Origin of the sequence: Microbacterium hominis, assembly GCF_013282805.1 — a bacterium.
In the GTDB taxonomy this organism is placed as follows: Bacteria; Actinomycetota; Actinomycetes; order Actinomycetales; family Microbacteriaceae; genus Microbacterium; species Microbacterium hominis_B.
In genome coordinates, this window is sequence record NZ_CP054038.1 from 1,216,175 (window position 1) to 1,240,633 (window position 24,459).

Annotated in this window: 25 protein-coding genes and 1 tRNA gene; 9 read left to right on the forward strand and 17 right to left on the reverse strand. The window is 70.8% G+C overall.

The window, feature by feature from the left end:
* The first annotated feature begins 10 nt into the window (after positions 1 to 10).
* The 4 genes from HQM25_RS05320 to HQM25_RS05335 all read left to right on the forward strand — a co-directional run bounded on the left by HQM25_RS05320 (position 11) and on the right by HQM25_RS05335 (position 3,093).
* Positions 11 to 535 (forward strand): hypothetical protein, encoded by a 525-nt coding sequence (locus HQM25_RS05320; RefSeq protein ID WP_172989299.1) that lies wholly within the window; start codon positions 11 to 13, stop codon positions 533 to 535.
* Between the two features lie 53 nt (positions 536 to 588).
* Complete coding sequence (locus HQM25_RS05325; RefSeq protein ID WP_172989300.1) at positions 589 to 1,530, forward strand: diacylglycerol/lipid kinase family protein; 942 nt, start codon at positions 589 to 591, stop codon at positions 1,528 to 1,530.
* A 120-nt stretch (positions 1,531 to 1,650) separates the two neighbouring features.
* On the forward strand, positions 1,651 to 2,355 hold the full coding sequence (locus HQM25_RS05330; RefSeq protein ID WP_172989301.1) for a GAF and ANTAR domain-containing protein: 705 nt from the start codon (positions 1,651 to 1,653) through the stop codon (positions 2,353 to 2,355).
* Positions 2,356 to 2,379: 24 nt separating this feature from the next.
* The gene (locus tag HQM25_RS05335) at positions 2,380 to 3,093 is read left to right on the forward strand and encodes a GAF and ANTAR domain-containing protein (protein ID WP_172989302.1); all 714 of its coding nucleotides are present in this window, start codon (positions 2,380 to 2,382) and stop codon (positions 3,091 to 3,093) included.
* Positions 3,094 to 3,112: 19 nt separating this feature from the next.
* Here HQM25_RS05335 and HQM25_RS05340 read toward each other — a convergent pair whose 3' ends face one another.
* Positions 3,113 to 4,213, reverse strand: coding sequence for a fatty acid desaturase family protein (locus tag HQM25_RS05340; RefSeq protein WP_172989303.1), 1,101 nt, complete (start codon positions 4,211 to 4,213; stop codon positions 3,113 to 3,115).
* A 257-nt stretch (positions 4,214 to 4,470) separates the two neighbouring features.
* Here HQM25_RS05340 and HQM25_RS05345 point away from each other — a divergent pair, with 257 nt between their 5' ends.
* Positions 4,471 to 4,713: a hypothetical protein gene (locus tag HQM25_RS05345; RefSeq protein WP_172989304.1), complete on the forward strand. Its 243-nt coding sequence runs from the start codon at positions 4,471 to 4,473 to the stop codon at positions 4,711 to 4,713.
* Between the two features lie 38 nt (positions 4,714 to 4,751).
* On the opposite strand, the gene HQM25_RS05350 is transcribed toward HQM25_RS05345, so the two are convergent.
* The 13 genes from HQM25_RS05350 to HQM25_RS05410 form a co-directional block, all read right to left on the reverse strand.
* Complete coding sequence (locus tag HQM25_RS05350; protein WP_172989305.1) at positions 4,752 to 6,209, reverse strand: glycosylase; 1,458 nt, start codon at positions 6,207 to 6,209, stop codon at positions 4,752 to 4,754.
* A complete protein-coding gene (locus HQM25_RS05355) occupies positions 6,206 to 7,240 on the reverse strand; it encodes a glycosyltransferase (RefSeq protein ID WP_172989306.1) in 1,035 nt (344 codons plus the stop codon). The genes HQM25_RS05350 and HQM25_RS05355 overlap by 4 nt, the downstream gene beginning before the upstream one ends.
* On the reverse strand, positions 7,237 to 8,370 hold the full coding sequence (locus HQM25_RS05360; protein WP_217275197.1) for a glycosyltransferase: 1,134 nt from the start codon (positions 8,368 to 8,370) through the stop codon (positions 7,237 to 7,239). The genes HQM25_RS05355 and HQM25_RS05360 overlap by 4 nt, the downstream gene beginning before the upstream one ends.
* A gap of 176 nt (positions 8,371 to 8,546) precedes the next feature.
* Complete coding sequence (locus HQM25_RS05365) at positions 8,547 to 9,539, reverse strand: glycosyltransferase family 4 protein (protein ID WP_254359558.1); 993 nt, start codon at positions 9,537 to 9,539, stop codon at positions 8,547 to 8,549.
* Between the two features lie 204 nt (positions 9,540 to 9,743).
* Positions 9,744 to 9,815, reverse strand: a tRNA-Arg gene (locus HQM25_RS05370).
* Between the two features lie 98 nt (positions 9,816 to 9,913).
* Positions 9,914 to 10,195: a Fe-S cluster assembly protein HesB gene (locus HQM25_RS05375; protein ID WP_172989308.1), complete on the reverse strand. Its 282-nt coding sequence runs from the start codon at positions 10,193 to 10,195 to the stop codon at positions 9,914 to 9,916.
* Positions 10,196 to 10,337: 142 nt separating this feature from the next.
* Positions 10,338 to 10,691 (reverse strand): histone-like nucleoid-structuring protein Lsr2, encoded by a 354-nt coding sequence (locus HQM25_RS05380; RefSeq protein WP_172989309.1) that lies wholly within the window; start codon positions 10,689 to 10,691, stop codon positions 10,338 to 10,340.
* A 98-nt stretch (positions 10,692 to 10,789) separates the two neighbouring features.
* Positions 10,790 to 12,493 carry a carbohydrate-binding domain-containing protein gene (locus HQM25_RS05385; protein ID WP_172989310.1) on the reverse strand — a complete coding sequence of 568 codons (1,704 nt, stop codon included), beginning with the start codon at positions 12,491 to 12,493 and terminating at the stop codon, positions 10,790 to 10,792.
* A complete protein-coding gene (locus HQM25_RS05390; RefSeq protein WP_172989311.1) occupies positions 12,475 to 13,266 on the reverse strand; it encodes a polyphosphate polymerase domain-containing protein in 792 nt (263 codons plus the stop codon). The genes HQM25_RS05385 and HQM25_RS05390 overlap by 19 nt, the downstream gene beginning before the upstream one ends.
* A complete protein-coding gene (locus tag HQM25_RS05395; protein WP_172989312.1) occupies positions 13,263 to 13,853 on the reverse strand; it encodes a DUF4956 domain-containing protein in 591 nt (196 codons plus the stop codon). The genes HQM25_RS05390 and HQM25_RS05395 overlap by 4 nt, the downstream gene beginning before the upstream one ends.
* Entirely contained in the window at positions 13,850 to 14,995 is a 1,146-nt protein-coding gene (locus HQM25_RS05400) for a bifunctional glycosyltransferase family 2/GtrA family protein (protein ID WP_172989313.1), read from the reverse strand. The genes HQM25_RS05395 and HQM25_RS05400 overlap by 4 nt, the downstream gene beginning before the upstream one ends.
* 6 nt (positions 14,996 to 15,001) lie before the next feature.
* On the reverse strand, positions 15,002 to 15,985 hold the full coding sequence (locus tag HQM25_RS05405; protein ID WP_172989314.1) for a phosphodiester glycosidase family protein: 984 nt from the start codon (positions 15,983 to 15,985) through the stop codon (positions 15,002 to 15,004).
* A gap of 72 nt (positions 15,986 to 16,057) precedes the next feature.
* Positions 16,058 to 16,915, reverse strand: coding sequence for a helix-turn-helix transcriptional regulator (locus tag HQM25_RS05410; RefSeq protein WP_172989315.1), 858 nt, complete (start codon positions 16,913 to 16,915; stop codon positions 16,058 to 16,060).
* A gap of 139 nt (positions 16,916 to 17,054) precedes the next feature.
* Here HQM25_RS05410 and HQM25_RS05415 point away from each other — a divergent pair, with 139 nt between their 5' ends.
* Together HQM25_RS05415 and HQM25_RS05420 are read left to right on the forward strand one after the other, a co-directional pair.
* Positions 17,055 to 17,408, forward strand: a complete 354-nt coding sequence (locus HQM25_RS05415) for a DUF485 domain-containing protein (protein WP_172989316.1) — start codon at positions 17,055 to 17,057, stop codon at positions 17,406 to 17,408.
* Positions 17,405 to 19,018 carry a solute symporter family protein gene (locus HQM25_RS05420; RefSeq protein WP_172989317.1) on the forward strand — a complete coding sequence of 538 codons (1,614 nt, stop codon included), beginning with the start codon at positions 17,405 to 17,407 and terminating at the stop codon, positions 19,016 to 19,018. The genes HQM25_RS05415 and HQM25_RS05420 overlap by 4 nt, the downstream gene beginning before the upstream one ends.
* 67 nt (positions 19,019 to 19,085) lie before the next feature.
* Here the strand turns inward: HQM25_RS05420 and HQM25_RS05425 are convergent, their stop codons facing one another.
* Entirely contained in the window at positions 19,086 to 19,610 is a 525-nt protein-coding gene (locus HQM25_RS05425) for a methylated-DNA--[protein]-cysteine S-methyltransferase (RefSeq protein WP_172989318.1), read from the reverse strand.
* A 175-nt stretch (positions 19,611 to 19,785) separates the two neighbouring features.
* Here HQM25_RS05425 and HQM25_RS05430 point away from each other — a divergent pair, with 175 nt between their 5' ends.
* A complete protein-coding gene (locus tag HQM25_RS05430; protein WP_254359559.1) occupies positions 19,786 to 23,508 on the forward strand; it encodes an AAA family ATPase in 3,723 nt (1,240 codons plus the stop codon).
* Positions 23,495 to 23,707, forward strand: coding sequence for a hypothetical protein (locus tag HQM25_RS05435; RefSeq protein WP_172989319.1), 213 nt, complete (start codon positions 23,495 to 23,497; stop codon positions 23,705 to 23,707). Before HQM25_RS05430 ends, HQM25_RS05435 begins: the two co-directional genes overlap by 14 nt.
* 12 nt (positions 23,708 to 23,719) lie before the next feature.
* Here HQM25_RS05435 and mscL read toward each other — a convergent pair whose 3' ends face one another.
* On the reverse strand, positions 23,720 to 24,136 hold the full coding sequence (gene mscL, locus HQM25_RS05440; RefSeq protein WP_172991525.1) for a large conductance mechanosensitive channel protein MscL: 417 nt from the start codon (positions 24,134 to 24,136) through the stop codon (positions 23,720 to 23,722).
* A 40-nt stretch (positions 24,137 to 24,176) separates the two neighbouring features.
* Complete coding sequence (locus HQM25_RS05445) at positions 24,177 to 24,452, reverse strand: FmdB family zinc ribbon protein (RefSeq protein ID WP_172989320.1); 276 nt, start codon at positions 24,450 to 24,452, stop codon at positions 24,177 to 24,179.
* Positions 24,453 to 24,459 lie beyond the last annotated feature (7 nt).

A 24,459-nucleotide genomic window follows, 5' to 3' on the forward strand; every position in this document is an offset into this window, starting at 1 on the left:
ACGTTCGATCATGGAGACACAGACACGAACGAGCGGCGTCGATGCCGCCACGCTGGGCCTGGGATCAGTGCTGGTGGGTTCGTTGCCTGCTGCGCTGCTGACCGACCACGCCCCCGAGCGGTACACGGTGGAGGCCGTGTTCACCCGCCGACCGGAGCGAGACGAGGTGACGGCGATCCTGGGGAGCGAGACGCGCGAGCGTCTCACGACGGCGGGATATCCGACGGTGGAGGTGACGGTCTCGGATCGACGACTGGAGATCGCGAACACCAGCTTGGAGGAACTCGGCGACGGGCTCGCGACGGTGCTCGCGGATCGGCTGGCCGAGATCAGTGGAGACGTCCGGGCGCGACGGGATGCTGCCGCAGTGAAGTACCACGATGCGGCGGAGATCGAGCACGTCCGCGCGACCGCGGTGGCGGCGCTCGCGTCATCGGTCGCCTTTCGCGTCTCTGCGCCGGATCGGGCGCCCGGCGCCGTGACGGACCGGGAGCAGACCGACCGTTGGCGCGGCGAGGGCGGTCACGGCCGCTGAGCGCGACAGGAACGGCGGAGACGCCGAGCGGAAGTCGGCAACCGCACGCGGCGGTGGTCTACAACCCGACCAAGGCACCCTTGCAGCGCCTTCGCACGGCGGTCGCCGAGCATGAGCGTCGCCGGGGGTGGAGACCGACGCGCTGGTACGAGACCGCAGGCGATGATGCCGGACGAGCAGCCGCGCGCCGCGCCGCAGACGGCGATCCGGAGGTCGTGATCGTCGCCGGCGGAGACGGCACCGTGCGCGCCGTCGCCGACGTTCTGCGCGAGACCGGCATGCCGATCGCATTGGTTCCCTCCGGCACGGGGAACCTGCTCGCCCGGTTCCTCGGCACGCCCCTCAACGACGTCTCCGCCAGCGTGTCGGCGGCCTTCACAGGCGTCGATCGCGCGGTCGACGTCGGTGTCGCGGAGATCGAGGACGAGGAGGGTGTCCGACGTACGCACGTGTTCATGGTGATGGCGGGAATCGGCCTCGATGCCCAGATGGCCCATGACACCAGCGCGATCGCGAAGAAGCACCTCGGATGGCTCGCCTACGTCACACCGATCGCACGATCGATCATCGCGAATCGGCTCTTCCACCTCGTCTACCGTGTCGACGGCGGACGCACGAGGTCGACCCGCGCGCACACGGTCATCGTCGGCAACTGCGGAACGCTCACGGGGAACATGCTCCTGATCCCCGCAGCGGTGATCGACGACGGGCTCCTCGACGTCGTCCTCATGCGCCCGGCCGGCCCCTTCGGGTGGGCGAAGATCGGAACGCGGTTCACGCTGCAGAGCGCCGCCCGCCGCTCGAGGATCACCCGGCGATGGCTCTCGCGCTCCCCGGACCTCCATTCGCTCGCCTACGTCCAGGGCAGACGCTTCGACGCCCGCTTCGACACGCCGCACGCCGTGGAACTGGACGGCGACCCGTTCGGGCACATCGTCCGGGCGCGCATCAGCGTGAGGCCGGGAGCCCTGCGTATACGCGGCGCGGCGACGTGATCGACCCCGGCTGCGGCTGACGCTGAGACCCGCCACCGCCCCCACGGCGCGGTGTACGATCGCGTCAAGGGCACCAAGACCCAGCGCCTGGCCATTTCGACCCGAACGGCGGCGCACGCGATGCCCACGACAGCCGGTCAAGATTCCTCCGGCGATCCCTTCGCACTCGTGGCGGCTGCACTCGCTGACGGAGAGAACGGCGACCTGTGCTCGCCGTTGCGGGCCGCCGTCTCGATGCCCGGTGCGGTGGTCTCCACCCTCGGCGCGCCGATGGGTTCGCAGACGCTGTGCGCCAGCACCAGGCTCGGCGCACAGATCGACGAGATCCAGATCGACCTCGGCGAGGGTCCGTCGTGGGAGGCGCTGCGCACGCGGCATCCCGTCACCGCCTCCGACCTCCAGGTCGACGGCGGGGCGCGATGGCCGGGCGCGTGGGCGGCGCTTCGCGAACTCGACGTGGGGGCGCTGTTCGCCTTCCCCCTGTTCGTCAGCACGCTGGGGATCGGGTCGATCGCCCTGTACTCCGTGACAGCTCGCGACCTGTCCGCGGCGGACATCGAACGGATGCGGAGCCTCGCCGTCGTCGTCTCGGCCATGCTGCTGAGGCGCGCGCTGAGCCGCCTCGAGGAGACCGACGACGCCGCGGAGGAGCGGCGGTACTCGCGTCGCGAGGTGCACCAGGCGACCGGAATGGTCGCGGCCAGGAACGGGATCGGGGTGGACGATGCCCTCCTGCTGCTGCGCGGTCATGCATACGGAGAAGGTCGTTCCGTGCGCGAGGTCGCGGCCGACGTGATCTCCCGCCGGCTCGACCTGGGTCTATGAGATGTCACGGCTTAGGATGACGACATGACGGCGCTCACCCGCGAGCATCAGCTGCTGGGAACCTTCGTCACCCTGGCGGATTCCCTGGTCGACGACTTCGACGTCGTCGATGTGCTCCAGCGCCTCGTCGATGACTGCATCTCGCTCTTCGACGCGTCGGCGGCCGGCATCCTCCTTCTGAGTCCGTCCAACGAGCTCGAGGTGATCGTCTCCACCAGCGAGCGGAGCGAACTCGTCGAGCTGATGCAGCTGCGCGTCGGCGCTGGCCCGTGCGTGGAGGCGGCAACCACCGGTGAGGTCGTCTCAGTGGAGGACATCGACCAGATCGCCCACCGCTGGCCCACGTTCGCCGCCGATGCGCGAGCGTCGGGATTCTCCGCGATCCACGCGATTCCGCTGCGACTGCGCGACTCGACTCTGGGCTCGTTGAACCTCTTCCGCGAGGAGTCCGGTGCGCTGGATGCCGCCGACGCGGCCTCCGCGCGGGCGCTGGCCGACATCGCGACCATCAGCATCCTGCAGCAGCGACGTGTCGAGGAGTCCGAGCTCGCGCAGGCGCAGCTCCAGCGCGCGCTGGACAGCCGGGTGATCATCGAGCAGGCCAAGGGGTACCTCGCTCAGCGTCAGGACATCGATATGGATGAGGCGTTCAGTCGGATCCGCAACCACGCGCGGTCCACCCAGACGCGGATCAGCGTGGTCGCCGCCGACGTCGTCGCCGGGCGTCTCGCACTCTGACCCGAGAAACCCGACGCGGCTACACGGCCTGCCGCTGCTGGAGCAGCGGGCACTCGAAGGGGTCCCGCTCGCCGAGTCCCACTCGGTTGATGTAGCGGACGACGATCGCATACGACTGCCAGAGGCCGGTCTGCGTATACGGCACCCCGTGTTCCTGACAGTAGGCGCGGATCATGCCCGACGCCTGCCGCAGGTGCGGGCGAGGCATCGACGGGAAGAGGTGGTGCTCGATCTGGTAGTTGAGCCCGCCCATCACGGTGTCCAGCACCCGGCTGCCGCGGATGTTGCGGCTCATGAGCACCTGGCGGCGCAGGAAGTCGACCTTCACGTCGGCGGGGACCAGCGGCATCCCCTTGTGGTTCGGCGCGAAGGACATCCCCATGTAGACGCCGAACAGGCCGAGCTGGATGCCGAGGAAGGCGAAAGCGATCCCCGGCGAGAGCACCAGGAACACGAGCACGAGGAACCCGATGAGCCGCACCGCGAGGAAGGCGATCTCGATCGGACGCCGGCGCAGCTGCTCACGGGCGAAGACGCGACGCACGCTCGAGGCGTGGAGGGAGAGCCCTTCGAGCAGCAGGATCGGGAAGAACAGCACGCCCTGGTGGGCGATCAGCCAGCGCAGCGGCCCGCTGCGGCTGGCACGTCGACGATCGGCCTGGTCCGGGGTGAAGGCGATGACGGGGAGTTCGATGTCGGGGTCGCTGCCGATCTTGTTGGGATTGGCGTGGTGCCGCGTGTGTTTGTGCTGCCACCAGCCGTAGCTCATCCCGACGAGGAGATTGCCGATGACGAGGGTGGTCCAGTCGTTCCACCGGCCCGAGCGGAAGATCTGTCGGTGGGCGGCATCGTGGCCGAGCATCGCGACCTGGGTGAGCACGACGGCGAGGGCGGCGGCCGTCACCAGCTGCCACCAGGTGTCGCCGAGAAGCACGAAGACGGTGAGCACGACCGCGATGACGATCGGCGCCGCGATGAGCTTGGTCCAGTAGTAGCCGTAGCGGCGCCGCATCAGGCCGCTCCCGGTCACCATCCGCGAAAGCTCGGTGTAGTGGTTGGGTGCCTTCGACGTCGTGGATCGCACGGGCGACGCGGCGGGCCCGGAACTGGTGACGGCCATCGTCGGCTCCCTGCACTCGATGCACACAGAGTGTGTGCGCCGATGACGGGGTCCGGGCCATCTCCCTTCAGGCTACGCCTGATTCCGGTCGTGCGCGTGGGTGTGCAGGAGATGTCCAGGCGATGGGTTCGTCCTCGCGGACCGTTGCGCCCTCCGTGCGGTGAGACGGGCCGCGCGGTGAGACGGGCCGTGCGGTGAGACGAGCGCCGACCGGCCCGCCTGTGAGCGCGTACATGTGCGGCGCGTAGGGTCCGAGCATGAGCAGACAACCTCCCGAGGACCAGACGCCCGATGAGCAGCGCACAGCGCGGGACGCACGGTGGGCGAGGACGACGAGCATGCACTGGCGCACGCGCGTGCCCACGGCGCCGACCTCGGCCCGGGCCGACGAGTACTACGAGTTCCGGGCGACGAAGCCGACCGAGATTCCGTCGCAGTCTCCGCGTGGACCGGAGCGTCCGACCTCGCCGACGTGGACGGGGTCCGCGAGCGGCGCGTGACGGCCGTCCCACCCCGGCATTCGCAGCCGCGCGCAGGCCTATGGCGCCAGCTGCGCCAGCAGGTCGTCGACGCCGATGGAGCATACCCCGATCCGCGAGTCCCCGATGCCGATCGGGATCCAGATCACGTCGTCCACGATGAGCCCGCCGCACGAGTACACGACGTTCGGGACGTAGCCGTCGCGACGATCGTCGACCGGCTGCAGGATCGGCGTGGCCGTCCGCCCGCGCACGATCGTGGGGTCGTGGAGATCGAGGAGCAGCGCTCCGAGGGAGTAACGGCGCATCGGGCCTACGCCATGGACGAGGACGATCCAGCCGTGCGGCGTCTCCAGCGGCGGGCCGCAGTTGCCGGTCTGGACGATCTCCCAGGGTTCCACGGGGGCATGGATGATCCCGGCCTGGTGCCAGATCACGCCGTCCTGCGACTCGGCCAGCGAGATGCTCTCACCGCCGGTCCGGCTCAGCGCGAGGTACCTGCCGTCCACGGGCCGCGGAAAGAGTGCCATCCCCTTGTCCTGAGCGGCATCGCCGGTCAGTCGATGGATGTCGAACCCGCGCAGATCCGGGGTGACGATCAGCCGCGGCGCGATGTCGCGCCCGTCATACGCGGTGTAGGTCCCGCGGTAGTGGACCGCGCCGGCGAGGTCGGTGAATCGCACGAATCGCGCATCCTCCATCCCGTGCCGCTCCTCGGCAGCCACCGGCGTGAGCACCCGCTGGCTGAGGGCGGTCTCGGGGGCGAACACGGCGCGATAGGCGGAGTTCGCCAGCTGGCGCAGCTCCTCGATATGACCGAAGCTGTCGGCCCGCCGCGCCAGCGCACTCGGCAAGGCGGCCACCGACGTCTCGATATCCGACGCGGTGAACCGCTCCGGGAGGTCACGCAGCACGCTGTGCGAGATCTCGTTGACGATGCCCTCGTCCTCCAGCGCGGCACGGAAGTGCACGGCGCTCCAGTCGCCTTCCTCGATGGTCGCTCGCCAGAGCGGCAGGGTCCGCTCCGCGAAGGTCCAGCACCGTCCCGGACCGATGGTCGCCTCGGCGAACTCGATCGAGGAGCGGTGGCCCTCTCCGATGGCGCGGAGGGCGATCGCGACGCGCACCTGCCCGGGCAGAAGTCCCGACTGGTCGGGGTGCTCGACCGCACTCGGGTTGCACAGAGCCGCCCCCTCGACGGCGTATTCCGACGTGAAGCCGGCGCCGAGCACCCGTCGTCGCTCGAGGCTGACATCGACCGGGTCGGCCAGACGTGAGCTCACGACATCGGCGTTGTCGAGGAACAGCTCGTCGACGCGCGGATGCCGCGCGCCGAAGTCGCGCGTCAACTCCGCTGCGAGCACAGCGACTCGGTCGGCGGGGATCGCCAGCACGCGCGCGACGATCTCGGCGGCGCGCGAGTGGTGCGCGGACCACTCCTCGCCGGGAAGGAACAGCTGCGCGATCACCCGATCCGGCTGCGCTGTCAGCTCCGCCGCGTGCAATCGGGCGGTCATGGCCGGCTCGACTCACCGTGCCGGGCCGCCTGCTGGTACGTGCTCAGTGCCGCCAGCGTCGACTCGGCCCCGCGGTTCTCGTTCCGGCCGGCCCGTTCGAGCCCGTCGAAGCCGGCGCCGGTGCGATCATCGAACATGACCGTGTCGCTGTCGTTGAGCCCGGTGAACCAACGCCAGGCGAGGCCGATCGGGGGGAGCCAGGCGGGATCGTCGGTCAACGCGTAGGCGGTGGCGCACGCGTCGGCGAGCGCGGCGAGTTCGATGGGCTGCTGATCGAACGAGGGTCCGCTCTCGCCCGGCCCCCGCCCTCCCGTTCCCGTCACGGAGAACATGCCGTCCGACATCTCGACCGAGAGCAGGAAGCGCAGCATGCTCACACCCCGCTGCGTGGCATCGGCATCACCGAGGGCATGCCCCGCGGCGATCAGGGCTTCCGCGATGGAGGCGTTCCCGTAGGCGAGACGGCGCTCGGGCCAGAACCAGGTCGGATCCGCGGGCACGGGCACCGCGGCCACGAACTCGCGGAGCAGAGTGCGGGCGATGTGGTCGTCTGCTCTTACGCGCACGACCTGAGCGGCGCCGAGTGCTGCGAAGGCCAGAGTGCGCAGGCTCGTCGACCGCGCGCGGGCGGCGATCCGGAACGAGCGCAGCGCGCGAGCGCGGGTCCAGGGATCGCCCCGCTGCGCGGCGATGGTGCCGAGCGCCCACAGCAGCCGTCCCCACCAGTCGCCCATCGCGGGCGCGTCGGACCAGTCGCCGGCGGCGCTCATGCGATTGTGCGCGAGCCCGTCGGGTCGCACGGCCGATTCGAGGAAGCGCAGATAGATGACGGCGAGCTCTCGGAGCCCGACGGTCTGCTGCGGTTCACGCGCCACCACGATCAGCGCCCGGGCGACGTCATCGACGCAGTAGCCGTGCTCGCGGCGCGGTGCGTCGAGGTGAGCGTGCTCGAAGATGCCGTTGTGGTCGGTCAGTGCGCTGAGGTGCCCATACGACGGTGACGGATTCTGCGGACCGGCTGTGCCCTTCATGCTGCCTGCGCCGCGACGAGCTCGGCGGTGAGCACGCGGTAGCGGTCGGCGACTGCGGACCATGTCGTCCCGTTCGTCTCGCGCAGCGCTGCCTCACGCATGCGATCGGCCACTGAGGAGCCGTCGAAGATCTCGCGAAGCGCCCCGGCGATGCTGTCGGGGTCGTGGTGCGGGACGACCGTTCCGGCTCCGGTCGACAGCAGCTCGACGGCGTGGGGGAATGCCGTGGCGACCACGGGAACGCCGGCCGCGACCGCCTCGGCGAGGACGCCCGAGGTCGCCTGGTCGACCGAGTCGTACGGCAGCAGCACGGCATCCGCGGAGGCGATGAGAGCGGCCAGCTGCGGCGCGTCGAGGTAGCGCCCGTCGATGCGAAGGGCCGAGCCGACGTCCAACTCGTCGGCGAGATCGGTGAGCATGGTGCGGTAGCCCTCGCCCGCGTGCGCGAGCACCTTGGGATGTGTCTGCCCGGCGACGACGTACTCGACGCGAGGCGTCATGTCCGCGAGCTGCGCGACAGCGCGAATGCCCCATTCGATGCCCTTGCCCGGCGAGAGAAGCCCCCACGTCACGACGCGGCGGCCGCTGTGGGGCTGCGATTCGCGCAGCCCCACATGGTTCACACCATGCGGGATGACGCGGACGCGAGTGAGATCGACCGCGTAGACCGCGGCGAGGTTGTCGCGGGCGTGCGTCGTCATGACGACGACGAGGGAGGCCAGTCGACACACGTCTTCGAGCACTTCCCGCTGGTGACGCGTGGGTGTCACGAGCACGGTGTGGAGCACGACGATGGTGGGGGTGTCCACCGCGGAGAGCACCTCGAGCACCTGATCTCCGTCGTGTCCGCCGTAGATCCCGTACTCGTGCTGAACGATCGCGACGTCGCACGCGTTGAGCGCCATGATCGCCCGCATCGTGCTCAGCCGGTCGCCCGCGATGAGGTCGGTGCGCACCGTCGACCGCGCGCGGGTGTCGTGCGGGCTGCGGTCGGCGGGCTCATCGAGCACCCGCACGATCGTGCCGTGCTCGTCGTCGCCGCGCACGAGGGCGTCGGCGAGGGACTGCGTGAAGGTCGCCAGGCCGCAGCGGGTCGGCGGAAAGGTACTGAGGAATCCGTAGTGGGTCACGGTGACGTCTCTCTGGTGATGCCCGCAGCGGATTCGCGGCGGACCATGGCGAGACGTCTGCCGGCGGCATCCCTCGTGGAACCGCGCCTCCATCGCCACGGTCCGGTCCACGCCCGGGTCTCTGCCCGGACGCTGTGGTCGCACGCTACACCTGCCACCTGTGCGTCGGCCCGGGATCAGCGCGCCAGCACGGTCTCGTAGACGGCCAGGTACTGATCGACCATGCGCTCCACGCCGAATCGTGCGACGGCGCGATCGTGGACGTCGCCCCGGTCCAGCCCGGTGACGGCGGGGAGGGCCGACACGGCCTCGTCGATCGAGGTCACCGTGCGGCCGGTCACGCCCTCGTCGATGACCTCCGCCATCGACCCCCGGCGGTATGCGAGAGCCGGGGTGCCGCACATCATCGATTCCACGACCGAGAGCCCGAACGGCTCGTCGAACTCGATCGGGTGGAGCAGAGCGGCGGCGTGGCCGAGCACGCGGGCTCGCTCTTCGGCCCCGACGGCGCCGAGGAAGACGACGCGGTCCCCGTCGATGTGGGGCTCCACCTGGTCGCGGAAGTAGTCCTCGTCCTGGACGAGTCCGCAGATCACGAGGCGGCGCCCCGCGCGCCGCGCGATCGTGATGGCCGCCGCGGTGCCCTTGTCGGGATGGATGCGGCCGAACGACACGAGGTGGTCGTCGGGCTCGGGCACGTACGGCAGCTCGCCCGGGTCGATCCCGTGGTGGATCGTCGCGAGGTACTCGAGGCCGGGGGAGCGATCAGCGTCGGAGATGGAGACGAACGCCGAGGCCGAGGCGAGGTACGCGGGAAGGATCGCGGGGCCGGAGAATCCATGGATGGTCGTCACCATCGGCGCGTCGCAGTGGGCCCCGAACGCGAGCGGCAGCCAGTCCAGCTGGTTGTGCACGATGTCGAATTCGCCCGAGCGCGCTAGGGCGCGCGCGACGTGCAGCGCCTCCCACACCCGGCCATCCATCGACGGATCCTCCGCGTAGCCGTGCGGAGCCACCGCATCGAGGTCGCCGTCGGTGATGGAGTCGGCGGTCGCGAACAGGGTCACATCCACTCCACGGTGCACCAGCCCCTCAGTGAGCAGGCTTGTGACGCGCTCCCACGGCCCGTAGGCCTTCGGAGGTGTCCGCCAGGCGATGGGCCCGAGCATCGCGACCCTCACCCGACCGCTCCCGGCCCGATCGCCGCTCGTACTGCGGCGGGGTGCGCCGGTGGGACGACGATCGCCTGTCTCCGTGTGTCCATGGTCGGACGGTACGCCCTCGACGGCCCCGTCGGCGACCGGCGACCGGCGTGCAGCTCGCGTCGAGACGGAGCCCGCCCGAGGGATTCCGGGCGGGAGCAGAAGATGACGTGCCCCTGGAGGGACTCGAACCCCCAACCGTTTGCTTAGGACGCAACTGCTCTTCCATTGAGCTACAGAGGCTGGCTGTCCGAGTCTACCCAGCCGTCGACATCGCGCCGAAACCGATCCGGGCCCCCGTCGGAGTCGACGGGGACCCGGAGATCTCGGTGCGGGGGCGCTCAGCCCTTGCCGGTGAGCGCGAACTTCACCGAGCCGTCCTGAGCGAGTTCGGCGTCGAGCACGCGGTCGTCGAGCGCCGCGGCGGCCGGGACGTCGAGGAAGACGCGCGCACCGTCGGTGACGACCACCGTGTCCTCGGGCTCGGGCGTCGGGGCGACGCTGAGTTCGAAGCCGCTCGACGGTCCGGTGTCGCGGATGCGCACGCCACCGTCCTCGGCCTGCGGGACGCGGGCCACGATGTTCTTGACGGCCTCTGCCGCGGTCTGGGTCAGGGTGAGCATTGCTTTCTCCTTCGGTTGCGGACTGCGGACGGGCCACGATTCCGAGAACCGCGCCGACATGCAACCGGAGTGCGGCATTTCATCCCCATTCCCACCGAATTCGGAGGTTCCGTCGAATCGCCGAATTTCGAAGGGGGAGAGGTCAGTGCGCCGCTTCGTATGCCTCGATGACGGATGCCGGAACCCGGCCGCGGTCGGAGACCTTGTAGCCGTTCTCCTTCGCCCAATCCCGGATGCCGGAGTAGTCCTGCTGGCCGGGGCGGCGGCGCTTGCGACCGGAGGATGCCGCGGCCGCGGCAGCGCGCGATGACGAGACGGTCCGCGCGGCGGCGGTCCACCGCGCGAAGGAATCACGCAGCTCCGCGGCATTCGCGTCACTGAGGTCGATCTCATAGGCGACGCCGTCGAGGGAGAAGAGCACACTCTCCCCCTCTCCGACTTCGAGGACGGAACCGTCGATATCGTCGACGAGCTGATGCACGATTCTGCGAGCCATGTTCGTCACAATACGCGGAAAAGTCGCGGGAGATCGATATTGGATCTCCCGCGACAATTCGCGTCGATATTCTGTTCGCTGCGGGCTGCTTGCGAGGCTCAGGGGCGCCGGCCGCCGGGGCCCCCGCCCATTCCTCCGCCGGGTCCTCCCATGGCGCTCTGCACGGTGGTCGACGCGGTGGCGCTGACCGCGCTGCCGCCGTCGACGGTCACGGTGTAGGTCTCGCCCTCGGTGACGTCGGCGCCGCCGTACACGACGCCGCTGAACGATGAGCCCGCCTCGATCGAGGCGACCACGTCGCCCGCCGCGTTCGTGATGACCACGGTCGAGCCGGCCGATCCGCTCGCGCTCACGGTCGCGACCGCCACGCCGTCGACGGCGATCGTGCCGTTCGCGTCGACGGTGTTCTCACCGCCGTTGGCCGGACCCACCAGGGCGAACGTGCCGCCGCTGAGGGTGATCGATCCGTTCGAATCGAGGCCGTCCCCTCCCGCGGTCACCGTCACGGTGCCGCCGGCGATGACGAGCGTTTCGCCGCTGTCGGCCTCGCCGCCCGCGGCGGCGCCCGCGGCGTTGATGCCGTCATCGCTCGCGATGACGCTGACGGTGCCGCCCGAGATCGCGACATCGGTCGCCTCGAGGCCCTCATACGACTGTGCGATCTCGACGGTGCCGCCGCGGATCTCGAGCACCTGCTCGGCGTGCACGCCGTCGTCTCCGGTCGAGATGGCAAGGGTGGCACCGCCGATGCCGACCGAGCCGTCGGAGTGGACCGCGTCGTCGGACGACGAGATGGTGACCTCGCCTCCGTCGAGGGCGATGACCGCTCCCGCGGCGATGCCCTTGGCGCCGGCATCCGAGGACTGGCCCTCACCGGCGACGATCGAGATCGTGCCGCCGGTGACGACGGCGTCGGTGGCTGCGGCGATGGCGTCGTCACCGCTGGTCAGCGAGATCTCGCCGCCCTCGATGGCGACGAAGCCCTGGGTCGCGTCAGAATCCTGGTCGCTCTTGAGCGCGTCGCCGCCGGCATCCACCGTCACGGTTCCCCCCTCGATGACGAGCGAGTCCTTGCCGCGCAGACCGTCGTCGACGGCGTCCACGGTGATCTCGCCGGAGAGGATCACGAGGTCGTCGGTGCTCGTGATGCCGTCGTTGCCGTTTCCGCTCACCTCGAGCGCGCCGGAGCCGGAGATCGTGAGGTCGGTGTCGGCGTAGATGGCGGCGTTGGCGTCGGCGTCGTCGGCGTAGGCGTCGGCGTCGGCGACGCTGTTGGCGGTGCCGGCGGCGAGCACGATCGCGACGTCGTCGGCCGTCTGCACGTCGATGGCGGAGCCGCCCGATGCCGAGATCGACGCGTCGTCGAGGATCAGCACCACCTGGGCGTTGTCGGGGGCGGCGACCACCACCGAGCCGTCGAGATCCCCATTGAGGCGGAAGACGCCGGCCTCGGTGATCGTCACGGTCGTGCCGTCGATGCTCACCGCGTCGGAATCGCTCGAGGCCGAGTCGCCATCGAGGACGATGTCGACGGCGTCGGACTCCGACCATTCGTCATCGCGGACGACCGTCGTGTCGGCGTTCGCGGCGAGCACGGCCTCGGCTGCGAGATCGGAGTCCACGGCGACCGCGGTCTCGGTCGTCGCCTCGGTCGAGGTGTCGGTCTGGGTCTGGGTGGTCGAGGTGCCGGCCGACGAGGTGTCGGCCGCGACCGCGCAGCCGGCCAGTACGACGCCGGTGAGGGCGAGGGGCACGGCGGCCAGGGCGATGCGGCGGGGCAGGGTCAGGCGGCGACGGGACATGATGCCTCCAGGGTTCGATGGGTCGGGGCGAAGGGGCCGCGCAGCAGGCGCGCCCAGCGGTTGCGGGGAAGGTCGGGGTTCATGGCGGCCATGCCGGTCGCGTACTTGCTGACGGTGGCCGGCCGGTGGCCGCGTCGCCAGAGCGCGCGGTCGACCACGGAAGCGGCGGCGCCGGACTTGGTCTCGACGATGGCCATGCCGGGAATCGAGAAGCCGTCGCCGGCGGGGGACAGCCACGCCAGGTCCGTGTCGACAGTCGCCCGGCCCACGCCGTCGGGGGCGAGCAGGGTCGCGCGGCGGTAGCGGGTGACCAGCGACGGTTCCAGCTCCTCTGCCCGGTCCGGGGTGACGCCGATCGCGGCGAGGGCCCCGGAGACCTCGCGCCGCGCCTCGGCGGTGAGATCCGCGGTCAGCGCCGGGTCGTAGGGGTCGCGCTCCTTCACGGTGACCCCGCGGGCGCCGCGGGTCTTGATCTCCAGGAACGCCGACCCCGAGTCGAGGTAGCTCCGGGTGCGCAGCTTGAAGCGGCGCCGCCGTGGCTGGGCCGCCATGCGGAAGCTCAGCAGATCGGGGGTGTCGAAGTACACGGACTCGTAGGCGAACGTGCGCGCCCCGTCGATCTCGAGCACGCGGGTCGCGTCGTCGAGATCGCCGAGCAGATCGCCGAGCTCGGCACGCGGCACCACGTACTTGCGGTCGACGCGCGTCAGCAGCGCCGCCTCCGTGACGAGTTCGTCGAGCGAGACGGGGGCGAACCGGTCGAGGGCGGTCATCGCGCGCTCCGGACGGGGGTGGATGCCGCCACCGGCGCGCGCTCGGCGCGGAAGCGCACGTCGACCAGCGTCGTGTCGTTGACGAGGTCGAGGTCCTGCACGGTGAGCGAGGTGACGGTGGCGCCCAGCCGCTCCTCGAGCTCGGCGCGCAGCTCGTTCTCGTCGGTGATGGCGCGATCGAGGCGCACGTTCTGATGCCGGCTGCGCGAGAGGAAGCGCGGGTGGTCGGCGGCCCACATCACGACGAGCACGAGGGCGATGAGTCCGGCGACCGGCCACGGGTCGGTGTGGGGGAGGCCCGCCATGAGTCCGATCGCGAGCGCGGCGAAGTAATAGGCCACCTCTCGCTGGGAGATCTCCGACGAGCGCAGCCGGATGATCGAGAGCACACCGAACAGACCCAGGCCCAGACCCAGTGCGACCTCGGCCGTGCCGAGCACGGCGGCGACGGCCATCACGCCGACGTTGACGCCCAGGAAGGCGACGACGAGGTCGCGGCGGTGGTGGCGGCGGTAGTAGAGGCCGAGGCTCAGAATGAGGGCCGCGATCAGGTCGATCGCGATGAGCGCGAGGGCGCTGACGGTCATGGGGTCCTCCCGGTCGTGATGGGGTGTGATTCCATTCGAGTCGGGCTCCCTATGCGGTTCCTATGACGCGCGTCTGCCTGGTCTCCGAATTCCGAAGGCCGTTCGGAAGCGCTGGCGCCGGCACGGAACACGAAGGTGCGCTGCACCCCGTAGCTCGTCACGAACAGCACGAGCTCGGTCGCGATCTTCGCGACCACGAGGGGAACGCCGACCTCGGTGAGGGCCTGCATCCATACGATGTTCGACGCCAGCAGAGCCACCGCCAGCAGGCCGTAGCGCACCGCCTGTCCGGCGGCGCCCCGGCCGTGCCGGCGGAAGACCACGCGCCGGTTGACGGCGAAGTTCGCCGAGGCGCTCACGAGGCGTGCCACCACGATCGACCAGACCAGGGAGCCGGTCAGCGCGGTGAGGGCCAGCAGCACGAGCGTGTCGATGAGGAAGGCGAGCATCGACGAGCCGGCGAACAGCACGACCGGCAGCACCACGCGCGCCGAGTCGATGAGCGGGCGGAAGTGGCTGGACGCATTGTCCTCGAGGTACACCGTCTCGATCGGCACCTCGCGTGTCCGGATCCCGGCGCCTCGGCAGCGCAGCAGCATGTTCTGCTCGTACTCGAACCGGTCGCCGGGAACCTGCAGCATCCACGCCAGGTGAGGGGAGGGGATGCCGCGCAGCCCCGTCTGCGTGTCGCTCAGCGTCCACCCCGCGGCAACCCGGAACAGACCGCGCGAGACGGCGTTGCCGGCGCGGCTGCGCAGCGGCACGGTGCCGGTGAACCCCCGGCATCCGAGGATCAGCGTCGGCGCACCCGTCGCGGCATCCTCGCGCAGCTCGTCGGCAACCCGGAGGATGTCGGCCGCGGTGTGCTGGCCGTCCGCGTCGGCGGTGACGACACCTTCACCCGGGTGCGCGGCGAGCGCGTAGGCGAAGCCGATTTTCAGGGCCGCGCCCTTGCCGCCGTTGGCGTCATGGCGCAGCACGACGGCGCCCGCGCCGGCGGCGGCATCGAACACCGACGCGAAGGCGGATCCGCTGCCGTCGTCGACCACGACGATCTCCACGTCGGGGTCGGCCGCCGTCAGCGCGGCGACGAGCGCCACCAGGCGCGCGCCGGGCTCGTAGGCGGGGATGAGCACGATCACGGTCGGTCACCCCGCGATGTAGAGGATGTCGCTGGTGCCGCGCTCGCCGCCGTTGGAGGGGCTGTTGACCACCTCGCCGTCGAAGTACATCGTCGAGGAGCCTCCGCCGTCGAGGTTGTAGGCGGTCGTGGCCCCGAGGTCGATCATGATGTCGGCGAGCTCGGTGAGGGTCACGCCCTCGCTGTAGCCGGTCTGGCGGCCGTCGACGACGACGAAGACCAGGTGGTTCTCGTCGATCACGCCGACGGCGGTGCGCGGCTGGTCGCCCTGGATGGAGTGATTCCCGAAGTTGGTGTCGATCTCGACGTCTTCGATGCCGTCGACGGCCGTGCCCTCCTCGACGATCGCCGGTCCGAAGCTCAGCGTGTTCCACGCGCCGTCGGCGAGCAGCTCGTCGGCGCTCGTCTGCGTCTCGTCGTACACCGCGACGGTGCCGTCGGCGTAGAAGACCAGCCCGTCACGTGCGCCGTCGTCACGGTAGACGACGCCGTTGCGGATCACGATGCCGGTGTCGCGGAAGCCGTAGTAGTCGCCGTTGATCGCGAACACCGCGCCGTTGTCGGCGGCGATCTGGCTGGTGAGCTCGGTGATGTTCTCCCCGAACTGATCCTTCGCGAAGGCGCTGCGAAGGTCGGTGGCATCGCCGAGGACCACGTCGGCGACGTAGTACGTCACCGTCTCCGATCCGCTGCCGGTGGTGACCGTCGACAGCTCGATCGAGGTCTCGCCCTCGGTGTAGCCGGTGTCGGTCGTGACGGCGGCGCTCGCGGAGGCGGAGTCGCCCTGATCGGCCGCGGTGGCGCCCGAATCGGCCTCGGCGCTCGACGCGTCGGAGGCGGAGATCTCCGCCTCGTACGCGGAGACGTCGGAGATCTCGACGTGCTCCACGAGGTAGCGGTCGGCCGCCCAGGCCGCGGCGCCGCCGGCGGAGAGGGCGACGACGAGGCCGGAGACGATGAGCGTGTTGCGTGTGCGATGACGAAGCGGCATGCTCCATGACTACGCACCGCAGTTAGTACCGCGGTCGCCGGAGCCTATGCGCCCCCTATGGATCGTCGCCGGTCAGGGGAGGATGCCGGCGCGGCGCGCCTTCGCCACCGCGGCGTGCCGGGTCGAAGCGTCGAGCTTGGCCATCGCGGCCTGCAGATAGGACTTGACCGTGCCCTCGCGCAGCGCCAGCGTCTGCGCGATCTCCGCGTTGGTCGCCCCCAGCGCCGCGCACGCGAGCACGTCGGTCTCTCGCGGCGAGAGCTTCACGTCGGCGGCGACCGGCTCCTCGGTGTCGCTGCGCGAGAGCGCCGCGAGCTTCTGCTCGAGGCTGGCGAGCCGCGCCTTCACGTCGTCGTCGGCGATGGCCGCGCCGATGCGCCGCAGCTCGGCGTAGCTCTCGCGCAGCTCTTCGCGCACCGAGGGTGCCATGGCCGGCGCATCGACCGGCACCGGCATCCGCGCCAGACGCCGCTGCACCTCGTCGCGCACGCGCAGTTCAGTGGCCAGCTCCTCGGCCACCGCGAACGCCGGGCGGGCGACGACGTCGCCGACGGGGGTCTGCGCCCACGAGCCGCAGTAGAGCATTCCGCGCGCTCGGCCCGAGACCATCACCGGCACGGCGAACAGCGTGGCGATGCCTTCGCCGAGCACCGCCCGGTCGTAGTCGTGCGTGATGCTGCGCGACGAGCGGTAGTCCAGTGCGAGGCGCGGGCGGTTCTCGACGAGGGCGCGCCCGCCCAGTCCCCGCTGGGCGTGCACCACGAGCCCCTCGAGGTTGCGCGTGCGTGCGCCGGCGACCGAGGTCACGTGGATCGCGGCATCCTTCTCGAGCCCGCCGAAGGCGAGGGGGAAGCGGGTGCGTCGTACGAGATCGGCGACCGCCTGGGCGACGATGCGCGCGTCGGAATCGATGCCCGCCGCTGCGTCCACGCACTACCTACTTCCGGGGGTGACGGCCACATCGCCGCTTTTCGTAGCGTCGACCCTACCACTCGGGGTGGGCCGACCGGCCGCCCGGAGTGCACCCCCGGCGCAACGCTGCGCCCCACCCATGTCGCAAGGAGGCCACATGTCCCAAGCCCGTGAAGATGCCGTCCCACGGGACGGCATCGACTACGTCGAGGTCGAGGAGTCGCCTCGGTTCCGAGAGCTCAAGCGGCGCCAGCGGGGATTCGTCTTCCCGATGGCGATCGCGTTCCTCGTCTGGTATTTCGCGTACGTGCTGCTCTCGTCGTTCGCGCCGGAGTTCATGGCCCAGCGCGTGTGGGGTGACATCACGATCGGCCTGCTGCTGGGGCTCGGCCAGTTCGTCACCACCTTCGCGATCACGATGACCTATGTCTGGTTCGCGAACCGCACCCTCGACCCGATCGCCGAGGAGATCCGCACCGACCTCGAGCAGAAGGCGGAGGTGGCCGCATGAGCGACATCTTCGCAACGGTGGAGGCCGCCGTGCAGACGGTGGAGAACAACCCCGTGCTGAACATCTCGATCTTCGGCGCGTTCGTGGCGGTGACCCTGTTCATCGTCATCCGCGCGAGCCGCAACAACAAGACCGCCGCCGACTACTACGCGGCCGGCCGCTCGTTCACGGGGCCGCAGAACGGCTTCGCGATCTCGGGCGACTATCTGTCCGCCGCATCGTTCCTCGGCATCTGCGGGGCGATCGCGATCAACGGCTACGACGGCTTCCTGTACTCGATCGGGTTCCTCGTCGCCTGGCTGGTCGCCCTCCTGCTGGTGGCGGAGCTGATGCGCAACACCGGCAAGTTCACGATGGCCGATGTGCTCTCGTTCCGGCTCAAGCAGGGGCCTGTCCGCATGGCGGCCGCCATCACCACCCTCGCCGTGTGCTTCTTCTACCTGCTCGCGCAGATGGCGGGCGCCGGCGGCCTGGTCTCGCTGCTGCTGGGGATCACCGAGCAGCTCGGGCAGTCGATCGTGGTGGCCGTCGTCGGCGTGCTGATGATCGTGTACGTGCTCATCGGCGGCATGAAGGGCACCACCTGGGTGCAGATCGTGAAGGCGTTCCTGCTCATCGGCGGCGCGCTCGTCATGACGGTGTGGGTGCTCGCGCTCAACGGGTTCAGCCTCAACGCGCTGCTGGAGAGCGCCGTCGAGACCGCCGGCACCAGCGACATCCTCGGGCCGGGCATGCAGTACGGCGCCAACCCGTGGGACTTCATCTCGCTGGCGATCGCGCTCGTGCTGGGAACGGCGGGTCTTCCCCACGTGCTCATGCGCTTCTACACGGTGCCCACGGCCAAGGAGGCCCGCCGTTCGGTCGTGTGGGCGATCTGGCTCATCGGCCTGTTCTACCTGCTCACCCTTGTGCTCGGCTACGGCGCGGGTGCGCTCGTGGGGGCGGAGGCCATCAAGGCCGCGCCCGGCGGGGTCAACTCGGCCGCGCCGCTGCTCGCACTCCACCTGGGCGGGCCGCTGCTGCTCGGGTTCATCTCGGCGGTGGCGTTCGCGACGATCCTCGCGGTCGTGGCCGGTCTCACCATCACCGCGGCGGCGTCGTTCGCCCACGACATCTACGCGAACGTCGTGAGGAAGGGGGACGTGCCGCCGGACGGCGAGGTCAAGGTCGCCCGCCGCACGGTGATCGTGATCGGCATCCTCGCCATCATCGGCGGTATCGGGGTGCAGGGGCAGAATGTGGCGTTCCTCGTGGCTCTCGCGTTCGCGGTGGCCGCCTCGGCCAACCTGCCGACGATCCTGTACTCGCTGTTCTGGCGCGGCTTCACCACGCGCGGAGCGGTGTGGAGCATGTACGGCGGCCTCGCCGCGGCGATCATCCTGATCGTGCTCTCGCCGGTATTCTGGGGCACGCCCACGAGCGTGTTCAAGGACGTCGGCACCGCGATCTGGCCGCTGAACAACCCGGGCATCGTCTCGATCCCGCTCGGCTTCTTCCTCGGCTGGCTGGGGTCGGTGACCTCCCGCACGAAGGAGGACCCCGAGAAGGCGGCCGAGATGGAGGTGCGCTCCCTCACCGGATTCGGTGCGGAGAAGGCATCCAGCCACTGAGGCGGCCGATCGATCGCGCGCGGCCCGGGACGGGGGGAGTCCCGGGCCGCGCGCTCGCGCGGGCGGCCTACTCGCCCGCGCCCTGCTCGAGGTCGATGAGGAAGCGCTTGACCTCGGGTCTGCCGCCGTACTCGCCGAGAGATCCGTCGGCGCGCACGACGCGATGGACGGGCACGACCACCGAGAACGGGGTGGTCGCGCACGCGGTGCCGACCGCCCGTGCGGCACGCGGGCTGCCGGCGGCGATCGCGACCTCGCCGTAGCCGGCCGTCTCGCCGTACGGGATCTCGCACACGGCCGCGAGGGCGGCGCCGGCGAACCCGCCGCGCACGAGGGACCAGTCCAACTCGAGGTCGAACTCCCGCCGACGGCCCTCGAAGTACTCGTCGAGCTGCGTCGCCGCCTCCGCCGCCGCCGGGGATTCCTCCGGCACGGGCGCGGCGTGCAGCAGCCGCGCAAGCAGCGCGAGTTCACCCTCGAGGTCGCCGTGCACCGGCTGGAGCCAGACGATGCCGGCGTCGCCGGTGACGATCACGATCTCCCCGATGGGCGAGGGGTGGACGGTGAAGCGAGGGGCGTCGACGGTGGTCATGTCGACCATCCTGGTGCCCGCTGCCGACGCCGTGCGCCGCGTGCGTCGAATGTGGATGGATGCCGCCGGCCCCGCTCCTGGGGAGGAACGGCCGATCGCCCGGCGTGTCGCTCAATCCCGCGAAACCGGCCCTGCCTGACGGCCCGCGGGCCGGCTCGCGCTTAGGGTTTGTGCTGTGTGGCGAGCAGAGCGAAGCGTCTGGACGGGCGCGGAGAGCGCGGATCCGGTGACTCCGGGCGTGCTCGGCATCGCCGAGACGGACGCGGTGGTGGTCCACATCGCCGAGCCCGAGCGCGACCGCATGCGCACCCAGGCCGCCGCGCTGGGCGGCCGTTCGACCTTGCGCCACTTCTCCGATCGCGACCCCGCCATCGAGATCACGCAGGCCCACCCCGGCAGCCTGCCGCAGTTCATCACCGGTCGTTCGACGCTGCTGTCGAATCTGTTCCGCGACGAGGTCGCCCTGCGCAACGCCCGGCTCGCCGCGGAGGCGGTCACCGCGAAGAACACCGAACTGGTCACCGCGCGAGGCCTGGAGGCGGTGCATCTGGCTGTGGGCCTGGCCTCGTGGCGCCTCGAGGGGATCGCCTGCACGGCGCCCGTGCTGCTGCGGCCCCTCGCCATCCGGCGCCACCACGCCGACTTCGAACTCAAGCTCCACGGGTCGTTCGTCGTGAACCCCGAGCTGATCCGGTCGCTGCGCGCGCATTTCGGCATCCGGATCGGCGCCCCGGCGGCCCTGGCCGCCCTCGCCTACGACGGAGGCGTGTTCAAGCCGCAGCGCGTGCTCGATCGGCTGCGCGCCCTCACCGGCGGGGTGGACACCCTCTCCGTCCAGCCGCGGCTCCTCGTGTCGAGCTTCGCGGACGTCGGCGCGGCGATGGCACGCGACTGCGCCACGCTGGACCACCCCGTGCTCAACGCTCTCGCCGGACATCACGACGACCGCGAGGAGCTCGCCCTGCGCCGACCGCTGCCGGTGCGCACCTCGCCCGACGAGCGCCCGCCCGCCGCCGACACCCTCCTCCTCGATGCCGACGCCGAACAGGAGGGCGTGCTCGCCCGCATCCTGTCGGGACAGTCGCTGGCCGTGCACACCCTGCCGGGCACGGGCGGAACGCAGACGGTCATCAACGCGCTGGGCGCGCTGGTCCGAGACGGCAAGCGGGTGCTCGTCGTCAGTGCGCGCCGTTCGACGCTCGAGGGCGTTCGGCACCGGCTCGCGGGCGTCGGCCTCGACGGCCTCGCCGTCTCCCCGCGGCACCTGCGGCGAGACCTCATCCGTGCGATCGGGCGCAACGAGAAGGCGGAGCAGCCCAAGGTCGCCGACATCGACGACGCCCTCGTGCGCCTGCGGTCCGTGCTGCGCGACTACCGCGGGGCGGTCACCGTGCGCCATCCCGATCTGGGGGTCTCGGCCCTCGAGATCCTGCAGGCCCTCGTGCGCGTGACCGGCGACGGCGCCGCACCGGCGACGGCGGCGCGATTCGATGCGCGCACCCTGGGCGCACTGGCCTCGCGGCGCGAGGAGGCGGCCGACAAGCTGCGGGCGGCCGCACGGCTGGGCGAGTTCCGCTTCGGTCCCGACGACTCGCCCTGGTACGGCGTGTCGTTCGCCACGACCGAGGATGCCCGGCACGCGCACGCGCTGGCCGGCAAGCTCCATCGCTCCGACGTGCCCACGCTGCTCGAGCGCGGCTACGAGCTGATCGGGCAGACCCGCATGCGACCGTTCACCACGGTCGCCGAGATGGGGGAGTACCTGCGCCTCCTGCAGGGCCTGCGCGACTCGCTCGACAGGTTCAGCCGCACCGTCTTCGAGCGCCCGCTGGGCGAGTTCATCCAGGCGCACGGGCCGCGACGCGACGCGCCCGAGCAGAGCGGGGCGAACCGCCGACGACTCAAGCGCCTGTCGCGCGAGTACGTGCGCCCCGGGGTGCACATCGCCGACATGCATGAGGCGCTGACGCGTGTGCAGCAGCAGCGCACCGAGTGGCAGCGGTACGTGGAGGCGGGCGTCGTGCCCGAGATCCCGCTGGGCCTGGCCGACACGGCCGTGGCCTGGCAGCGGGTGGCGGCCGAGCTCTCCGAGCTCGACGGCGTGCTCGGGCGCACCGGCGCCCACAAGCTGGCCGCGCTGCCGGTGGCCGAGCTCGTGCGCACGCTCGCGGGCCTCGCCGCGGAATCCACGGTCTTCGACAACCTGCGCGAGCGGGCGCAGCTGCGCACCGAGCTGGCGGAGCTGGGGCTGGAGCCGCTGCTGACCGAGCTGTCGGTGCGCCACGTGCCCGAGGAGCAGGTGGGAGTCGAGCTCGAGTTCGCGTGGTGGCAGTCGGCGCTGGAGCACCTGCTGCGCACCGACCGGGCGCTGCTGGGCGCCAACACGAGTGTCGTCGACCGCCTCGAGCGCGACTTCCGCCTCGTCGACGAGGCGCACGCCGCGGCATCCGGCCCCCTCCTCGCCGCGCGTCTGGCGACGCAGTGGCGCATCGGCATCGTCGATGAGGCCGATGAGGCGGCTGCCCTCCGGCAGGCGCTCAAAGAAGGTGCGACCTCGCCCGCGCAGCTGCACGTCGCCGCGCCCACCCTGCTGCGTTCGCTGGCTCCGATCTGGCTGGCGTCCCCGTACGACGTACCGGCGATCCCCGACCAGCTCGACTTCGACGTGGTGATCATCGCCGACGCGGGTGCGCTGTGCCTGGCCGAGGCGGCGCCGGCCCTCCGTCGCGCGCGCCAGGTGGTCGTCTTCGGCGACCCCGTCACGCAGAAGCCGACGCCGTTCCACGTCGCCGCCGGTCCCGCGCCGCGACCGGACCCGGAAGAGGACGAGCAGCCGTACGACGCCGTGAGCGTGTTCGAGCGCCTCGCCGAGATCGTCCCCGTCGAGACCCTGACCCGCAGCTACCGGGCGGGCGGCGAGGACCTGGCGGAGCTCGTCAACGACGCCTTCTACGGCGGCGAACTGGTCTCCCTCCCGTGGGCCGGCTCGTACCTGGGGCGCGGCAGCCTCAGCGTCGACTACGTCGAGGGCGGCATGGGGGTGCCCGACCCCGTCACGGGGGCGGTCGAGAGCCCCGACGCCGAGGTCGCGCGGGTCGTGACCCTGGTCGTGGAGCACGCCGTCAACCGCGGCTCGGAGTCGCTCATGGTGGTGACCGCCAGCGCGCGGCACGTCCGCCGCATCCGCGCGGCGGTGGAGGCCGCCTTCGCCGGGCGCACCGACGTGGCCGACTTCCTCTCGCGCGACACGTCGGAGCCGCTCGCGGTGCTGACGCTGGAGGAATCCGTCGCCGAGAGCCGAGACCGCGTCATCTTCTCACTCGGGTTCGGACTCACCCGCCACGGCCGCGTGCTCAGCGACTTCGGCGATCTGTCCACGCCCGACGGCGAGCGCCTGCTCACCGTCGGGATGACACGCGCCCGGCGGTCGATGGTGATCGTGTCCTCGATCCGTCCCTCGGCGTTCGACGACGGTCGTCTCGAGCACGGGGCGGCGACCCTCATGAGCATCCTGGGCGGACTGGCCGCCCGGGCCCGCGACGCGCGCCTCGAAGACCTGGCCGACCCGCTCACCCGGGCCCTCGCCCGGGAGCTGCGGCGCCTGGGCGTCTCGGTCGACGTGCATTACCGGGGGCTGCTGCCCCTGGTCGCCCAGTACGGCGGCAAGGCCGTCGTCGTCGAGAGCGATCCCGAGACGATCGGCGAGTCGCTGCGGGAATCGCTGCGGCTGCGGCCGCAGATCCTGCGACGCCTGGGCTGGCACTACGTGCGCGTGCACGCGTTCGATCTCTACAGCGACCCGGCGGCGGTGGCGCTGCGGATCGCCCTCATGCTCGGCGTGCCGCCCGAGGCGGCCACCGCAGACCACGACACGCAGCCCATCGATGTCACCGAGTGACGAGCCGGGCGCCCGGCAGCGGATTCAGCGCGTCCCCGGGTCACGGCGGGTCAAGCTGACTCCGGCGCCGGGAACCGCGGCCGAGCCGGTGCCCGGCGATGAGACGGTGGATGCCGCGCCCGGCCCGGACGCGGCATCCACCGCTTCACGTGGTCCCAATGACGAGCGGCTGCGGCGCGACGTGCCGCCCCACTACTGAGAGCGGCCGGGCTCAGCGCGACGGGGTCTGCGTCTGCAGCAGGTCCCGGATCTGGATGAGCAGCTCCTGCTCGGTCGGCAGCGGCTCGGCCTCGGGCTCGGCGCCCACCCCGGCCTTGGCCGCCGCGCGCTCCTTCATCTTGTTCATCGGCATCACGAACACGAAATAGACCACGACCGCGACCGCCAGGAACGCGATGACCGCATTGATGAGGTCGCTGATCGGGAAGGTGACGGGGCCGTGCAGACCCTCCACCGTGTAGCCGATCACGCCCTCCGCATCGGGCTTCCACACCAGCGCGATGAGCGGATCGATGATGCTCGACACGATCGCGGTCACGACGGCCGTGAACGCGGCGCCGATGACGACCGCGACGGCCAGATCGATCACATTGCCCCTGAGGATGAAATCCTTGAAGCCCTTCAGCATTTCCATCTCCCCCTGTCTCCGACCGCAGGGGGTCGGAGGATCAGCCCGCCGAGGCGGGTGAGGCCTTCGCCTCGGATTTCGATGATGGCGAAGATGACCCGTCGCCGCCAGCCGAGGAGCCCGAGTCGCCCTTCGCGCCGCTGCGGGAGTCGGTGCGGTAGAAGCCCGACCCGTTGAAGGTCACGCCGATCGAGCCGTACTCCTTGCGCAGCGGCCCGGAGCATTCGGGGCACTCGGTGAGGGTCGGGTCGGCGAAGGACTGCACGGCGTCGAAGCGGTGGCCGCACTCCTTGCAGGCGTAGGCGTAGGTGGGCATGGGGCTC

Bases quoted from the DNA above. Each gene is read 5' to 3' on its own strand.
- HQM25_RS05320 (WP_172989299.1), top strand. From the start codon at position 11: ATGGAGACACAGACACGAACGAGCGGCGTCGATGCCGCCACGCTGGGC.
- HQM25_RS05330 (WP_172989301.1), top strand. From the start codon at position 1,651: ATGCCCACGACAGCCGGTCAAGATTCCTCCGGCGATCCCTTCGCACTC.
- HQM25_RS05335 (WP_172989302.1), top strand. From the start codon at position 2,380: ATGACGGCGCTCACCCGCGAGCATCAGCTGCTGGGAACCTTCGTCACC.
- HQM25_RS05340 (WP_172989303.1), bottom strand. From the start codon at position 4,213: ATGGCCGTCACCAGTTCCGGGCCCGCCGCGTCGCCCGTGCGATCCACG.
- HQM25_RS05345 (WP_172989304.1), top strand. From the start codon at position 4,471: ATGAGCAGACAACCTCCCGAGGACCAGACGCCCGATGAGCAGCGCACA.
- HQM25_RS05350 (WP_172989305.1), bottom strand. From the start codon at position 6,209: ATGACCGCCCGATTGCACGCGGCGGAGCTGACAGCGCAGCCGGATCGG.
- HQM25_RS05355 (WP_172989306.1), bottom strand. From the start codon at position 7,240: ATGAAGGGCACAGCCGGTCCGCAGAATCCGTCACCGTCGTATGGGCAC.
- HQM25_RS05365 (WP_254359558.1), bottom strand. From the start codon at position 9,539: ATGCTCGGGCCCATCGCCTGGCGGACACCTCCGAAGGCCTACGGGCCG.
- HQM25_RS05375 (WP_172989308.1), bottom strand. From the start codon at position 10,195: ATGCTCACCCTGACCCAGACCGCGGCAGAGGCCGTCAAGAACATCGTG.
- HQM25_RS05380 (WP_172989309.1), bottom strand. From the start codon at position 10,691: ATGGCTCGCAGAATCGTGCATCAGCTCGTCGACGATATCGACGGTTCC.
- HQM25_RS05385 (WP_172989310.1), bottom strand. From the start codon at position 12,493: ATGTCCCGTCGCCGCCTGACCCTGCCCCGCCGCATCGCCCTGGCCGCC.
- HQM25_RS05390 (WP_172989311.1), bottom strand. From the start codon at position 13,266: ATGACCGCCCTCGACCGGTTCGCCCCCGTCTCGCTCGACGAACTCGTC.
- HQM25_RS05395 (WP_172989312.1), bottom strand. From the start codon at position 13,853: ATGACCGTCAGCGCCCTCGCGCTCATCGCGATCGACCTGATCGCGGCC.
- HQM25_RS05405 (WP_172989314.1), bottom strand. From the start codon at position 15,985: ATGCCGCTTCGTCATCGCACACGCAACACGCTCATCGTCTCCGGCCTC.
- HQM25_RS05415 (WP_172989316.1), top strand. From the start codon at position 17,055: ATGTCCCAAGCCCGTGAAGATGCCGTCCCACGGGACGGCATCGACTAC.
- HQM25_RS05420 (WP_172989317.1), top strand. From the start codon at position 17,405: ATGAGCGACATCTTCGCAACGGTGGAGGCCGCCGTGCAGACGGTGGAG.
- HQM25_RS05425 (WP_172989318.1), bottom strand. From the start codon at position 19,610: ATGACCACCGTCGACGCCCCTCGCTTCACCGTCCACCCCTCGCCCATC.
- HQM25_RS05435 (WP_172989319.1), top strand. From the start codon at position 23,495: ATGTCACCGAGTGACGAGCCGGGCGCCCGGCAGCGGATTCAGCGCGTC.
- mscL (WP_172991525.1), bottom strand. From the start codon at position 24,136: ATGCTGAAGGGCTTCAAGGATTTCATCCTCAGGGGCAATGTGATCGAT.
- HQM25_RS05445 (WP_172989320.1), bottom strand. From the start codon at position 24,452: ATGCCCACCTACGCCTACGCCTGCAAGGAGTGCGGCCACCGCTTCGAC.